The organism is Halopseudomonas sp. MFKK-1 (assembly GCF_027474385.1).
Lineage (GTDB): Bacteria > Pseudomonadota > Gammaproteobacteria > Pseudomonadales > Pseudomonadaceae > Halopseudomonas > Halopseudomonas aestusnigri.
The window spans coordinates 3,621,516-3,635,298 of the sequence record NZ_CP114836.1; the positions used below are offsets into that span (position 1 = coordinate 3,621,516).

General features: G+C 61.9%; 11 protein-coding genes. 8 read left to right on the forward strand and 3 right to left on the reverse strand.

Annotation, left to right across the window (positions count from 1 at the left end):
* Positions 1–205: 205 nt before the first annotated feature.
* Positions 206–1,699 carry a sodium/proton antiporter NhaB gene (gene nhaB, locus O5O48_RS16745; RefSeq protein WP_228246716.1) on the forward strand — a complete coding sequence of 498 codons (1,494 nt, stop codon included), beginning with the start codon at positions 206–208 and terminating at the stop codon, positions 1,697–1,699.
* 59 nt (positions 1,700–1,758) lie between these two features.
* Here the strand turns inward: nhaB and dnaQ are convergent, their stop codons facing one another.
* From dnaQ to O5O48_RS16760, 3 genes are read right to left on the reverse strand one after another with little or no spacing between them, the layout of a single operon-like run.
* The gene (gene dnaQ / locus O5O48_RS16750; RefSeq protein WP_233049390.1) at positions 1,759–2,484 is read right to left on the reverse strand and encodes a DNA polymerase III subunit epsilon; all 726 of its coding nucleotides are present in this window, start codon (positions 2,482–2,484) and stop codon (positions 1,759–1,761) included.
* 2 nt (positions 2,485–2,486) lie between these two features.
* A complete protein-coding gene (gene rnhA / locus O5O48_RS16755; RefSeq protein WP_088276540.1) occupies positions 2,487–2,939 on the reverse strand; it encodes a ribonuclease HI in 453 nt (150 codons plus the stop codon).
* On the reverse strand, positions 2,936–3,709 hold the full coding sequence (locus O5O48_RS16760; RefSeq protein WP_269687654.1) for a class I SAM-dependent methyltransferase: 774 nt from the start codon (positions 3,707–3,709) through the stop codon (positions 2,936–2,938). The genes rnhA and O5O48_RS16760 overlap by 4 nt, the downstream gene beginning before the upstream one ends.
* 71 nt (positions 3,710–3,780) lie before the next feature.
* Here O5O48_RS16760 and gloB point away from each other — a divergent pair, with 71 nt between their 5' ends.
* The 7 genes from gloB to O5O48_RS16795 all read left to right on the forward strand — a co-directional run bounded on the left by gloB (position 3,781) and on the right by O5O48_RS16795 (position 13,770).
* Positions 3,781–4,560, forward strand: coding sequence for a hydroxyacylglutathione hydrolase (gene gloB, locus O5O48_RS16765; protein WP_233049389.1), 780 nt, complete (start codon positions 3,781–3,783; stop codon positions 4,558–4,560).
* A 63-nt stretch (positions 4,561–4,623) separates the two neighbouring features.
* Positions 4,624–6,186 (forward strand): lytic transglycosylase, encoded by a 1,563-nt coding sequence (locus O5O48_RS16770; RefSeq protein WP_269687655.1) that lies wholly within the window; start codon positions 4,624–4,626, stop codon positions 6,184–6,186.
* 117 nt (positions 6,187–6,303) lie between these two features.
* Entirely contained in the window at positions 6,304–8,136 is a 1,833-nt protein-coding gene (locus O5O48_RS16775) for an extracellular solute-binding protein (RefSeq protein ID WP_269687656.1), read from the forward strand.
* A gap of 17 nt (positions 8,137–8,153) precedes the next feature.
* Positions 8,154–10,025 carry an extracellular solute-binding protein gene (locus tag O5O48_RS16780; RefSeq protein WP_269687657.1) on the forward strand — a complete coding sequence of 624 codons (1,872 nt, stop codon included), beginning with the start codon at positions 8,154–8,156 and terminating at the stop codon, positions 10,023–10,025.
* 2 nt (positions 10,026–10,027) lie between these two features.
* The gene (locus O5O48_RS16785; protein WP_088276547.1) at positions 10,028–11,101 is read left to right on the forward strand and encodes a microcin C ABC transporter permease YejB; all 1,074 of its coding nucleotides are present in this window, start codon (positions 10,028–10,030) and stop codon (positions 11,099–11,101) included.
* A gap of 1 nt (position 11,102) precedes the next feature.
* Positions 11,103–12,134, forward strand: coding sequence for an ABC transporter permease (locus O5O48_RS16790; protein WP_269687658.1), 1,032 nt, complete (start codon positions 11,103–11,105; stop codon positions 12,132–12,134).
* Between the two features lies 1 nt (position 12,135).
* Entirely contained in the window at positions 12,136–13,770 is a 1,635-nt protein-coding gene (locus O5O48_RS16795; RefSeq protein ID WP_088276549.1) for an ABC transporter ATP-binding protein, read from the forward strand.
* The last annotated feature ends 13 nt before the right edge of the window (positions 13,771–13,783 follow it).

Genomic DNA, 13,783 nt, shown 5'->3' on the forward strand with positions numbered 1-13,783 from the left:
AGATACTGAAAATGCGACGCGCTTGGACTACCAGGCAGCTTCCAAAGTAGGGCAAACAAAGACCTGCGTCGGGGCAGCCATGAAGGAAGCAGTAGTTTATGCTTGCCTCGGGTCAGCGAGAGCATGTCGAACAGCCCCCTTGCCGGAACGGCAGACAAGGGGGCTGTTCGACACACTTTCCCCTAATAGAAACAGGACCTTCACCATGTCTGAAGCCATGTTGCCGGCGCTGGCGCACAACTTTCTGGGCCAGGCGCCCGGCTGGTACAAGCGCACCATCATTGCCTTCCTGCTGCTCAACCCCCTCGCAATGTGGCTGCTGGGCCCTTACATGACCGGCTGGCTGCTGATCATCGAGTTCATCTTCACCCTGGCGATGGCGCTTAAATGCTACCCATTGCTGCCCGGCGGCCTGCTCGCACTGGAAGCCCTGGCCATCGGTATGACCTCACCGGAAGCCCTCTACAAGGAGGTGCTCGGAAATTTCCCGGTGATTCTGCTGCTGATGTTCATGGTCGCCGGCATCTATTTCATGAAGGACCTGCTGCTGCTGACCTTCACCAAGCTGATCCTTGGGGTGCGTTCCAAATCGACCCTTGCGCTGCTGTTCAGTCTGGTCGCCGCAGTGCTTTCGGCCTTCCTCGACGCACTCACGGTAACCGCAGTGATCATCACCGTCGCTGTCGGCTTTTACGGTGTGTATCACAAGGTGGCCTCAGCCGGCCCGAGCGAAGGCGCCAGCGTTGACCCCGACGAAAACCCGCTGCACCGCGAGCACCTGGAAGAGTTCCGTGCCTTTCTGCGCAGTCTGCTGATGCACGGCGCGGTCGGCACTGCCCTGGGCGGTGTGTGCACGCTGGTCGGTGAGCCTCAGAATCTGCTGATCGCAGGTGTTGCCGGCTGGGACTTTATTCAGTTCTTCACCCTGATGGCCCCGGTCAGCATGCCGGTGCTGGCCGCCGGCCTGCTGACCTGCCTGCTGCTGGAGAAAACCAGCTGGTTCGGTTACGGCGCACGCCTGCCGCGCCCGGTTCGCAGGGTGCTTGAGGACTTTGCCGCCGCCGAGCAGGCCAAGCGCCGGGCGCCGCAAAAAGCCGCCCTGCTGATTCAGGCCATCGCTGCCGTGCTGCTGGTCATTGGCCTGGCACTGCACCTGGCTGAAGTCGGCTTTATCGGTCTGATGGTGATCATCCTGATTGCCTCGTTCAACGGCATCATTGACGAACACCAGATCGGCAAATCCTTCCAGGAAGCCCTGCCGTTCACCTCGCTGCTGGTCGTGTTCTTTGCCATCGTGGCGGTGATCCACGAGCAGCACCTGTTCAGCCCGATCATCCACGCGGTACTGGCATTGCCACCCGAACAACAGCCCAGCATGTTCTTTATCGCCAACGGTGTACTGTCGATGATCAGCGATAACGTGTTCGTGGCCACCGTCTACATCAGCGAGGTCAAACAGAGCCTGGATGCGGGTGAAATCACCCGCGCCCAATTCGAGCAACTGGCAATCGCCATCAACACCGGCACCAATTTGCCGAGTGTTGCCACCCCGAACGGCCAGGCCGCCTTCCTGTTCCTGCTGACCTCGGCGATCGCGCCGCTGGTGCGTCTGTCCTATGGCCGCATGGTATTCATGGCCCTGCCCTACACCCTGGTGCTGGGCGGCGTCGGCCTGATTGCCGTCACCTGGTGGCTTTAGAGACAAGAATGCCCCGCTGATGTCAGCGGGGCATTCTTTTACGTCAGCACTTACTCAGCTCACTGCTCGGGCGCACCGCGCCACAGGGCAAACCCCGCCGACTTCTCGACCGCCGCCAGGCGCTGATCATGGGCCTCCAGCTCTTCGGCGCTGGCACGCAGAACCCGCAGCTGCTCGCGCAGAGCAGGGTCTATCCGCCGAATCGCGCTCACCGAGCTGCCATCCCCACCCTCACCCTGACCGTGTGCTGCCAGCGACAGCGCCGTCTGGCCACCGGTCATGGTCAGGTAAACGTCGGCAAGAATCTCGGCGTCGAGCAAAGCGCCGTGCAGCTCGCGCTGCGAGTTGTCTACCCCGTAGCGCTTGCACAGCGCATCCAGGCTGTTGCGCTGACCGGGGTGTTTCTCCCGCGCCATGGCCAGGGTGTCGAGTACGCTGCAGTGATCGGCAATCAGGCCATGCCCGCGATTGAGGCGGGTCAGCTCACTGTCCAGAAAGCCGACGTCAAACGCGGCGTTATGGATGACCAGACGCGAGCCGGTGATGAAGTTCATGAAATCATCGGCGATATCGGCAAACACCGGCTTGTCGGCGAGAAACTCCAGCGAAATCCCGTGAACGGCCTGCGCGCCTTCGTCAATCTCACGCTGCGGATTGATATAAACGTGGTAGTGACGGCCGGTCAGGCGTCGATCAATGACCTCGACACAGCCGATCTCGATGATCCGGTGACCTTCCTTGTGCTCGATACCCGTCGTTTCGGTATCCAGAACCACTTCACGCATGCTCAGCCCTTCCGTTCTTTCAACACGTGTTCAACACCGAGGTTGGCCAACTGGTCGGCCAGCTCGTTTTCCGGGTGGCCGGTATGACCGCGCACCCAACGCCACTCAATCTCATGCTGACTGACCAGCGCATCGAGCTGCTGCCAGAGATCCACATTCTTGACCGGCTGCTTGCTGGCGGTCTGCCAGTTGCGCTTCTTCCAGTTGGGCATCCACTCGCGGACCCCTTTCATGACGTACTGCGAGTCGGTGGTCAACACCACCGAAGCCGGACGCTTGAGCGCCTCCAGTCCGCGAATGGCAGCCGTCAGCTCCATGCGGTTATTGGTGGTCTCCGGCTCACCGCCGTACAGGCGCTTCTCGTGCGGCCCCAGCCGCAGCAGCACGCCCCAGCCGCCGGGGCCGGGATTACCCTTGCATGCCCCGTCGGTATAGATCTCGATTGCTTGACTCATCTACCTTCCCGTTTGTGCGCCCGCCGGCTGCCCGCTGCCAGAGGGGGCATCGTCAACGCCGGAAACACCCGCCCGCGCTCACGCTGCGGCGTTATTCCAAGCATCTGGCGCCGCGCCAGCAGACAATAGAAACCGCCCCCCGGCAGACAGCGACGCTGCCCCAGCGACTCCATGAAATCGAGACGTTGTAACCAGGTGGAGGATGCGAGCGGCGGACGATAGCACCCATCGATGCGTTTCTCCACCGCAAAGCCGAGCAGCTCCAGCCAATCGACCAGCCGGGCCGGACTGACGAACCCCGCCTCGCCAAACCAGCTGCGGCCCAAATAGTGCTGCCAGCCCCAGGTACTCATCGGATTGAAGCCAAAGATCAGCAGATGACCGCCGGCACGCACCGCCTGACTTGCCTCGCGCAGCAACGCCCGGGGCGACAGACTGAAATCCAGCCCGTGATGCAGCACCACCACATCCAGGGCCTGCGGCGCAAACGGCCAGCAGGCCTCATCCACCGCGATACTCTCGCCCTGGCTGAGCATATCCAGATGCCAGCAGTGACGCAGCACCTTGACCTCCGGTGCCAACAGGCCCGGGGCCAGGCCGTACTGAACCAGATGCTGCCCAAAGCAATTGGGCAGCAACTCGCGCTGCGCGCTGCACTCGGCCTGCAACAGCATGCGTCCGGCCGGCTGCTCCAGCCATTGCCGTGCCTCCTGCAGCAGACGCAACATGTCCGCCTGACTGATCGAGCGCCTGGCTTCGCTGATCTCCATTACCTCTCCACGGTACTTGCCATCGACACAATTCGCTAAGATAGCTCTACACGTTAAGGAAAAGCTGCCTCATGTCTACCTTTATCGCGCTACCCGCTTTCAATGACAACTACATCTGGCTGCTGGTCGACGAACAACGCCAACAGGTTGCCGCCGTCGATCCCGGTGACGCCAAGCCGGTCATCGCCTGGCTGGGCCGCCACCCGGAATACAGCCTGAGCCATGTACTGGTCACCCATCACCATCCCGACCACGTCGGCGGCATCAACGCACTCAAGGCCGGCACCGAATGCAAGGTCTGGGGCCCCGCCGCCGAAACCATCCCCGGCCGTGATCGCGCCCTTAACGACGGCGACCGCGTTACCCTGTTCGGCCACACCCTTGAGGTGATCGGCGTACCCGGCCATACCCTCGGCCACATTGCCTTCTTCTGCGACAATACAGGTGACCCCTGGCTGCTCAGTGGTGACACCCTGTTCGCGGGGGGCTGCGGCAGGCTGTTCGAGGGCACCGCCGAGCAAATGCACCAGTCGCTGTCGCGTCTCGCTGCACTGCCCGACAACACCCGCATTTACTGCGCCCATGAATACACCCAGTCCAATCTGCGCTTTGCCCGCGCGGTCGAGCCCGACAACACCGATATCAAGATTCGACTGGAGGTCGTGGATGACCTGCGCGCGGCCGGTCGCATGACACTGCCAACCGACCTGGCACTGGAAAAACGCACCAACCCCTTCCTGCGCTCTGACTGCGACGCTGTGACGCAAGCGGCCAGCCAGCAGACCGGCGCAGCCGTGGCACCCGGGGTTGAGACGTTCGCCGCAATTCGGGCCTGGAAAGACCGCTTCTGACCGAAGGCGCCTTGACCCTCCCGCGGCTGGTCCATAGAATCGACCTCATTTTGGGGGTCGTTCATGCGTCGTGTGGTATCTGCCATCTTGCCCAGAGTGCTGTCAGCAGCGTCCCTCGGTGGTCTGCTGCTGATTGCCGGCTGTCAGACCACCGACCACAGCGGACTGAGCCAGAGCGAAGCCGATTACCGCTCACCGGTCACAGAACGCACAGCATCCCCATTCCGCACGCCCAGCGCACAAGCCGCCGCATCGCAAGCCGTACAGACCAAACCGCATACCCTGTGGGGGCGTATTCGAGCCGGTTTCAGCCTTGACCCGGCGACCATCGACAACCCCCGAATCGACCAGCAGCGCATCGCCTTCGCCAACCAGTCACGCTACTTCGAGCTGACCTCCGCGCGAGCGCAGCGTTACCTCTATTACGTTGTCGAGCAGCTGGAAAGCCGCGACATGCCGCAGGAGCTGGCACTGCTGCCATTCATCGAAAGTGCCTATAATCCGCAGGCCATCTCCAGCGCCCAGGCCGCCGGCCTGTGGCAGTTCATTCCGTCCACCGGACGCAACTTCTCGCTGCGTCAGGACTGGTGGTACGACGGTCGCCGCGACGTAACCGCCTCCACCCAGGCGGCGCTTGATTACCTCAGCCTGCTGCACGACTACTTCGATGGCGACTGGCTGCTCGCGCTGGCCGCCTACAACTGCGGCGAAGGCTGCGTGGGCCGAGCCATCAAGCGCAACGAAGCGCTCGGCCTGCCAACCGACTACTGGAATCTGCAGCTGCCGCGCGAAACCATGAACTACGTGCCCAAGCTGCTGGCTCTGGCGCAGATCGTCGACAGCCCGACCGCCTACGGCACCGTGCTGCCAAGCCTGGCCAACGAACCCTATTTCGCCGAGGTTACCCTCGATCAGCAGATCGACCTGCGCAAGGTCGCGGAGCTGGCCGACGTCTCCACCGACGAGCTGCTGAGCCTGAACCCCGCGTTCAACCAGCGGGTCACCGCGCCCAACGCCGAATACCAGTTGCTGATTCCGGTCGACCGGGTTGACCAGTTCACCGAAGCGCTTGCCGAGCTGCCGGACGATGAGCGCATCAATTACCGGCACTATCGCGTTCGCAGTGGCGACACCCTCTCGCAGATTGCCCGTCGTCACCAGCTGACCGTCAGCGCTATCCGCGACGTCAACGACATCAACGGCAGCCTGCTGCGCGTCGGCCAGACCCTGATGCTGCCCCAGTTCAATGATGCCCCGGCCAGCGAACCGGTCAGCCGCCAGCGTATCGCAGGCGTCGAGCAGCTGCGCTACCGGGTAAAGCCAGGCGACAACCTGTGGAGTATCGCCCGCAGCCACGGCACTACCGTGAATCGCATCAAGCGCGACAACAATCTGCAGGACAGCGCCCTGACCGTCGGTCACACCTTGATGCTGGCGTCGGCAGCACAGACGCAGGCCCAACCCGCCACAGCCAATGGACGGCGCATTGCCTATACCGTCAAGTCGGGCGACTCGCTGTACACCATCGCCCAGCGCTTCAATGTCAACGTCGAGCGGATTCGCGACTGGAACCAGCTTGGCCGCTACCTGCAGCCGGGCCAGCAGTTGACCCTGTTCGTCCCTTGAGCCGTCGGGCTTCCGCCCGGCTGCATCAGCATGGTAGCGTTGGCACATTGCTGACGGCTGCCGCTGATTCAAATGCGCCAGCCGTTATCCCACGGCCCTACCACCGCGCGGAACTCCATGTCGCTGCTGTCCCGATCATCAGTCCTGATACTGCTCCTTGCAACCGCTCTACCCAGCTGGGCCACGCTGTATCGCCAGCACGGCTATTCACTCTACGGCCAGCCCCGCTACCCGGAAAACTTCGAGCACCTCGACTATGTCAACCCGGACGCACCGAAGGGGGGCACCCTGCGGGTCATGGGCAGCGGCACCTTCGATACCCTGAACCCCTATACCCTCAAGGGCACCAGCCCGATCAACACCGGCGACTTTGCCCAGCTCGGCATCAGTGAGCTGAACGAGCCACTGATGGTCGGCAGCGGCCTGTATGACCCGTCCGGCGACGAGCCCTACTCCGCCTACGGTCTGATCGCCGAAAGCCTGGAGTTTGCCGACAATCGCAGCTGGGTAGTCTTCAACCTGCGCCCCGAGGCACGCTTTCACGACGGCCGGCAGATCACCGCCGAGGACGTAGCATTCTCCTATCGTCTGCTCAAGGAACAGGGCCACCCCAACTATCGCTCCGTACTGCAGGATGTCAGCCGCATCGACATTCTCGGCGAACGACGTATTCGCTTTGTCTTCAAGCGCCCCGGCAATTCGCTGCTGATCCTGCGCCTGGGCGAGCTGCCGGTGCTGCCGGCGCATTACTGGCAAGGCCGCGATTTTGCCAGCACAACCTTTGAGGCCGGCCTGAACAGCGGCCCGTATCGGGTGGTCAGCGTCGATCCCGGCCGCCGCGTGGTGTTCGAGCGGGTCAAGAGTTACTGGGGGCGAGACCTGCCGATCAACCGCGGCAAGTACAACTTCGATCGCATGGAGGCCGAGTTTTACCGCGACAACAACGTCGCCTTCGAGGCTTTCAAGGCCGGCGAGTTCGACCTCTACAACGACCACAAGGCCAGCAACTGGGCCAATGCCTTCCAGTTTCCGGCAGTCGCGCGCGGCGACATCATCAAGCGCGAAATAACCCACCAGATTCCCAGCCCGACCCAGGCGATGTTCTTCAACACCCGGCGAACGCCCTTTGATAACCTGCCCCTGCGCAAGGCGCTCGGCATGCTGTTCGACTTCGAATGGTCCAACCGGGTGCTGTTCTACGATGCCTACCAGCGCTCGCAGAGCTACTACCCGAACAGTCCGTTCAGTGCCACCGGGATCCCGGCCGGACAGGAGTTTCTCTACCTGTCGCCGCACCGCAATCAACTGCCACCGGAACTCTTTCTTGAGCCATTCAGTCTACCTGTCACCGACGGCCGGGGAATCCCGCGCGAGACACTGCGCGAAGCGGTGGAGCTGTTTGCCGAGGCCGGCTGGAAACTGCGCAGAGGGCGCCTTGAAAATGCCGATGGTGATCCGTTGCGCTTCGAGGTACTGCTGGTCAACTCGAGTCTGGAACGGATCCTGCAGCCTTATCGAGCCAATCTTGCACGGCTGGGTATCGACATGCAGATCCGCACCGTCGACCGGGCGCAATACAAGGCCCGGCTGGATCAGTTTGATTACGACATGATTCTGACTACCCTGCCGCAGGGGCTGTCGCCCGGACTGGAGCAGATCAGCTACTTCCACTCCAGCCAGCGCAATGTCAAAGGCAGTCGCAACTATGCCGGCATCAACAATCCGGTGGTCGACGAACTGGTCGAACGCCTGGGCGCCGCCAGCAGCCGCAGTGAGCAGATCGCGGCCGCGCGCGCCCTCGACAGGGTACTGCTGTGGAATCACTATACAATTCCGAACTGGTATATAAACTACCACCGCATTGCCTATCGGAACTGGCTGCGCACCCCGGACATACCGCCGTATACGCTGGCCATCCGCAGCTGGTGGAAAGACCCGGCAAGCAACTAGAAAAACAAGGGATCTGAATGCAACACTCGCTGAAATCCTGCTGTCTGGCACTGCTGACCTGTTGGGCAGGTGCCCTTAACGCCGCACCACAGCACGCCTTGACGCTCTACGATGAAGCACCCAGGTACCCCGCCGACTTCAGCCACTTCGAGTACGTCAATCCCGATGCCCCCAAGGGCGGTACCCTGCGGCTGTCCGGCTTCGGCGGCTTTGACTCGCTCAATCCCTACATCAGCCGCGGCACCTCGGCCGACCAGCTCGGTCTGATCTACGACACCCTGACCTTCCATGCCCTGGACGAGCCCTTTACCGAATACGGCCTGGTCGCCGAAAGCATGGAAAAGGCCGATGACGGCAGCTGGGTGCGCTTCACCCTGCGCCCGGAAGCGCGCTTCCATGATGGCGTCGCCATCACCGCCGACGACGTGGTATTCACCTTCAATACCCTGATCGAACACGGTGCCCCGTTTTATCGCGCCTACTATGGCGATGTGGATCGCGTGGTCGCCGACAACCCGCAGAGCGTCACCTTCCACTTCAAGCACACCGGCAACCGCGAGCTGCCACTGGTGCTCGGTCAGCTCCCGGTGCTGCCCAAACACTATTGGCAAGGCCGCGACTTCAGCAAGGGCTCGCTGGAACCGCCACTGGGCAGCGGTCCCTACCGCATCGGTCAGGTGCGCCCCGGTCGCAGCATCAGTTTTGAGCGCGTCGAAGACTACTGGGCCAAAGACCTGCCGGTGATGCGCGGCTTCTACAATTTCGACACCGTGGTGGTCGACTACTACCGCGACGGCAACGTCACCCTGGAGGCCTTCAAGGCCGGCCAGTTCGACTTCAACCAGGAAATGGCCGCCAAGAACTGGGCGACCGGCTATGCCAGCCCGGCGCTGGACGCCGGCCAGATCGTCAAGGAAGAGATCCCCAACAACAATACCCAGGGCATGCAGGGCTTTGTATTCAACCTGCGCAAACCCTACTTCCAGGACGCCCGGGTGCGCCAGGCGATCACGCTGCTGTTCGACTTTGAATGGTCCAACGCCACGTTGTTTCACAACGCCTACACCCGCACCTCCAGCTACTTTGACAACTCCGAGCTGGCTGCCCGTGGCGAGCCCGACGCCAGTGAGCTGGCACTGCTGGAACCACTGCGCGACCAGTTGCCGGCTGCCGTATTCGGCCCGGCATGGGTGCCGCCGAAAACCGATGGCAGCGGCGCCATCCGCGAGCAGCGCCGCACTGCCTACGCTCTGCTCAAGGACGCCGGCTGGCAGATCGTTGACGACCAGTTGGTCAACGCCGACGGTGAGCCCCTGCAGTTCGAGTTTCTGCTGGTGCAGCCCGAGTTTGAGCGGGTTCTGCTGCCATTCAAACGCAATCTGGCCTCGCTCGGCATTACCATGGAGTTGCGCCGGGTCGATGTCTCCCAGTACATCAATCGGCTGCGCTCACGTGAGTTCGACATGGTGGTCACCGGCTTTGGCCAGTCCAACTCGCCCGGGAACGAGCAACGCGAATACTGGCACTCCTCCAGCGCAGACAATCCCGGCAGCCGCAATCTCATGGGTCTGAAAGACCCGGCCGTTGATGCTCTGGTCGAGGGGCTGGTGCAGGCCGACTCCCGCGAATCGCTGATCACCCATACCCATGCGCTGGACCGGGCCCTGCGTTCGCTGCATCTGCTGGTGCCCAACTGGTATACCAGCGTCTATCGGGTCGCCTACTGGAACAAGTTTGGCCATCCGGCGACGCCGCCAAAGTATGATCTGGGGCTGTTCACCTGGTGGGTCGACCCGGACAAGGAAGCGCGCCTGCGCGGCGAATTGGGCAGGCAACAGGACGACAGCACCGGGCAGCAGCAAGGCGACCAGCCGGCAGGGGATGAATAAGCATGCTGGCCTACATCGTTCGTCGACTGCTGCTGATCATCCCCACCCTGTTCGGCATTTTGCTGATCAACTTTCTGATCATTCAGGCTGCCCCCGGCGGGCCAGTCGAGCAGATGATCGCCAACCTTGAAGGCTTTGAAGGCGGCGCCACCAGCCGGGTCTCCGGCGGCGGCAGCGAGGTTGCCAGCGGCGGCAGTTACCGCGGCGCACAGGGTCTCGACCCGGACATCATCGCCGAAATCGAACGCATGTACGGCTTCGACAAGCCGGCCCACGAGCGCTTCTGGCTGATGATCAAGGGCTACCTGCAATTCGACTTCGGTGACAGCTTCTTCCGCGACGCCAAGGTCACCGACCTGATCATCGAGAAGATGCCGGTCTCGATCTCGCTAGGGCTGTGGACCACCCTGCTGACCTACCTGATCTCCATTCCGCTGGGCATCCGCAAGGCGATCAAGCACGGCTCGGCCTTCGACGTCTGGACCAGTTCACTGATCATCGTCGGCTACGCCATCCCCGGCTTTCTGCTGGCCATCCTGCTGATTGTGCTGTTTGCCGGCGGCAGCTATCTGGACTGGTTCCCGCTGCGCGGGCTGACCTCCAACAACTTCGATCAGATGAGCACCGGCGAGCAGATCCTCGACTACTTCTGGCATCTGGTGCTGCCGATCTTTGCCATGGTGGTGGGCAGCTTCGCCACCCTGACCATGCTGACCAAGAACTGCTTTCTCGATGAAATCGGCAAGCAGTACGTGGTCACTGCCCGCGCCAAAGGGCTTTCAGAGCGCCGCGTACTGTATGGTCACGTGTTCCGCAACGCCATGCTGCTGATCATTGCCGGCTTCCCGTCCGCGCTGATCAGCATCTTCTTTACCGGCGCGCTGCTGATCGAGGTGATCTTCTCCCTCGACGGCCTCGGCCTGCTCGGCTTTGAAGCGGCCATCAATCGCGACTACCCGGTGATGTTCGGCACCCTGTACATCTTCACGCTGGTCGGTCTGGTGGTGAAGCTGATCGGTGACATTACCTACACCCTGGTCGATCCGCGCATTGACTTCGACAGCAGGGAGGGTTGAGATGAAATTGTTCAACCTCTCTCCGCTCAACCAGCGCCGCTTCGCCCGTTTCCGTGCCAACCGCCGTGGCTGGTGGTCACTGCACCTGTTTCTGGTGCTGTTCCTGCTCAGCCTTGGCGCCGAACTGATCGCCAACGATAAACCGCTCGCTGTCGGCTATCAGGGCGAGCTGTATTTCCCGGTCTTCAAGCGTTATCCGGAAACCGCCTTTGGCGGCGAATTCCCGATTGAAGCGGACTACCGCAGCCCCTATGTTCAGCAACTGATCACCGAGGACGGCGACGGCTGGATGCTCTGGCCGCCAATCCCGTACCACTACGACACCATCAACTACGATCTGCGCGTTCCGGCGCCGGCGCCGCCCTCGGCGGACAACTGGCTGGGTACCGACGATCAGGCCCGCGATGTGATGTCACGGGTGATTTACGGGTTCCGTATTTCGGTACTGTTCGCCCTGACCCTGACCATTCTCAGCTCCATCATCGGCGTCATCGCCGGTGCCGTGCAGGGCTTCTACGGCGGACGTATCGACCTGATCGGCCAGCGCTTTATCGAGGTCTGGTCAGGCCTGCCGGTGCTGTACCTGCTGATCATTCTGGCCAGTTTCGTTCAGCCGAACTTCTGGTGGCTGCTCGGCATCATGCTGCTGTTCTCGTGGATGGCACTGGTGGACGTGGTACGCGCCGAGTTTCTGCGCGGCCGCAACCTGGAATACGTGCGCGCCGCACGCGCCCTGGGCGCCAGCAACCAGACCATCATGTTCAGGCATATCCTGCCCAACGCCATGGTCGCCACCCTGACCTTCTTCCCGTTCATTCTGACCGGTGGCGTCATCACCCTGACCTCTCTCGACTTCCTCGGCTTCGGCCTGCCGCCGGGTGCGCCGTCGCTGGGCGAGCTGATCGCCCAGGGCAAAGCCAACCTGCAGGCACCCTGGCTCGGCATTACCGCCTTTGTCGTGCTGTCACTGATGCTCAGCTTGCTGGTGTTTATCGGCGAGGCCCTGCGCGATGCCTTCGACCCAAGGAAATGAGATGAGCGAACAACCGTTGATCAGCATCCGCAATCTCAGCGTCGCCTTCCGTCAGGGCAACGATCAGACCATGGCGGTCAAGGACGTCAGCTTTAACATCCGCCCCGGCCAGACCCTGGCACTGGTCGGCGAAAGCGGCTCGGGCAAGTCAGTGACCGCGCACTCCATCCTGCGCCTGCTGCCCTACCCGACCGCATCGCACCCGAGCGGCAGCATCGAGTTCGGCGGGCAGGACCTGCTCAAGGCCAACGAGAACACCCTGCGCAAGGTACGGGGCAACCGTATCTCCATGATCTTTCAGGAGCCAATGAGCTCGCTGAACCCATTGCACACGGTCGAACGGCAGATTGGCGAGGTACTTGCCCTGCACAAGGGACTGAACAAGCTCCAGGCGCGCGAGCGCACCCTTGAGCTACTGGAACTGGTGGGTATCCCCGAACCACGCAAACGCCTCGGTGCCTACCCGCACGAGCTGTCCGGTGGCCAGCGCCAGCGGGTAATGATCGCCATGGCGCTGGCTAACGAACCGGAACTGCTGATTGCCGACGAACCCACTACCGCGCTTGACGTCACCGTGCAGCTGAAAATCCTCGAACTGCTGCGCGAATTGCAGCAGAAACTGGGCATGGCACTGCTGCTGATCAGTCACGATCTGAATCTGGTGCGTAAAATTGCCCACCGGGTATGTGTCATGTACCGCGGTAACGTCGTCGAAGAAAACGATTGCGCCACCTTGTTCAGCTCACCGCAGCATGAATATACCCGTCAGCTGCTTGCGGCCGACCCGCGCGGCGAACCGGTCCCCGTTGATCCGGACGCCCCGGAGATTCTGCGGACAGAGCAATTGCGGGTCTGGTTTCCGATCAGGAAAGGGGTGCTGCGGCGCACCGTGGATCACGTCAAGGCAGTGACCGACATCAGCTTCAGCCTGCCCCGCGGGCAGACTCTGGGCATTGTCGGTGAAAGCGGCTCGGGCAAGACCACGCTGGGCATGGCCCTGCTCAGACTGATCGACAGCCAGGGGCTGATCGAATGCGACGGCACCCGGCTTGATGGCCTGAGCCAGCAGCAGGTTCGCCCGCTGCGCCGTGAGTTTCAGGTGGTCTTTCAGGACCCGTATGGCAGTCTGAGTCCGCGCATGTCGGTGGGCCAGATCATCAGCGAGGGGCTGGAGATTCACCGTATCGGCACTGAGGCCGAGCGCGAACAGATGGTGATTCAGGCGCTGGAAGAAGTCGGCCTGGATCCGGAGACCCGCCACCGCTACCCGCACGAGTTCTCCGGCGGCCAGCGGCAGCGGATCTCGATTGCCCGGGCACTGGTGCTCAAGCCCAAGCTGATCCTGCTCGACGAACCAACGTCGGCACTGGATCGCACCGTGCAGGGCCAGGTGGTAGAACTGCTGCGCAGTCTGCAACAGAAGTACAATTTGACGTATTTGTTTATCAGTCACGACCTGGCAGTGGTCAAGGTTCTCAGCCATCAATTGATGGTGATCCGCCAGGGCGAAGTAGTCGAACAGGGACCGGCAGGTGAAATCTTCGCTTCACCGCAGCATGACTATACTCGTCAGCTGCTGGAAGCGGCCTTTGCCCTGCCGCAAACCGATAACAGGGCCGATACGGCCATGCACTAAACAGGAAAGTACT

Excerpts from the sequence above, each read along its gene's own strand:
- O5O48_RS16780 (WP_269687657.1), top strand. The coding sequence starts at position 8,154 with ATGCAACACTCGCTGAAATCCTGCTGTCTGGCACTGCTGACCTGTTGG.
- O5O48_RS16785 (WP_088276547.1), top strand. The coding sequence starts at position 10,028 with ATGCTGGCCTACATCGTTCGTCGACTGCTGCTGATCATCCCCACCCTG.
- O5O48_RS16760 (WP_269687654.1), bottom strand. The coding sequence starts at position 3,709 with ATGGAGATCAGCGAAGCCAGGCGCTCGATCAGTCAGGCGGACATGTTG.
- O5O48_RS16790 (WP_269687658.1), top strand. The coding sequence starts at position 11,103 with ATGAAATTGTTCAACCTCTCTCCGCTCAACCAGCGCCGCTTCGCCCGT.
- gloB (WP_233049389.1), top strand. The coding sequence starts at position 3,781 with ATGTCTACCTTTATCGCGCTACCCGCTTTCAATGACAACTACATCTGG.
- O5O48_RS16775 (WP_269687656.1), top strand. The coding sequence starts at position 6,304 with ATGTCGCTGCTGTCCCGATCATCAGTCCTGATACTGCTCCTTGCAACC.
- dnaQ (WP_233049390.1), bottom strand. The coding sequence starts at position 2,484 with ATGCGTGAAGTGGTTCTGGATACCGAAACGACGGGTATCGAGCACAAG.
- O5O48_RS16770 (WP_269687655.1), top strand. The coding sequence starts at position 4,624 with ATGCGTCGTGTGGTATCTGCCATCTTGCCCAGAGTGCTGTCAGCAGCG.
- nhaB (WP_228246716.1), top strand. The coding sequence starts at position 206 with ATGTCTGAAGCCATGTTGCCGGCGCTGGCGCACAACTTTCTGGGCCAG.
- rnhA (WP_088276540.1), bottom strand. The coding sequence starts at position 2,939 with ATGAGTCAAGCAATCGAGATCTATACCGACGGGGCATGCAAGGGTAAT.
- O5O48_RS16795 (WP_088276549.1), top strand. The coding sequence starts at position 12,136 with ATGAGCGAACAACCGTTGATCAGCATCCGCAATCTCAGCGTCGCCTTC.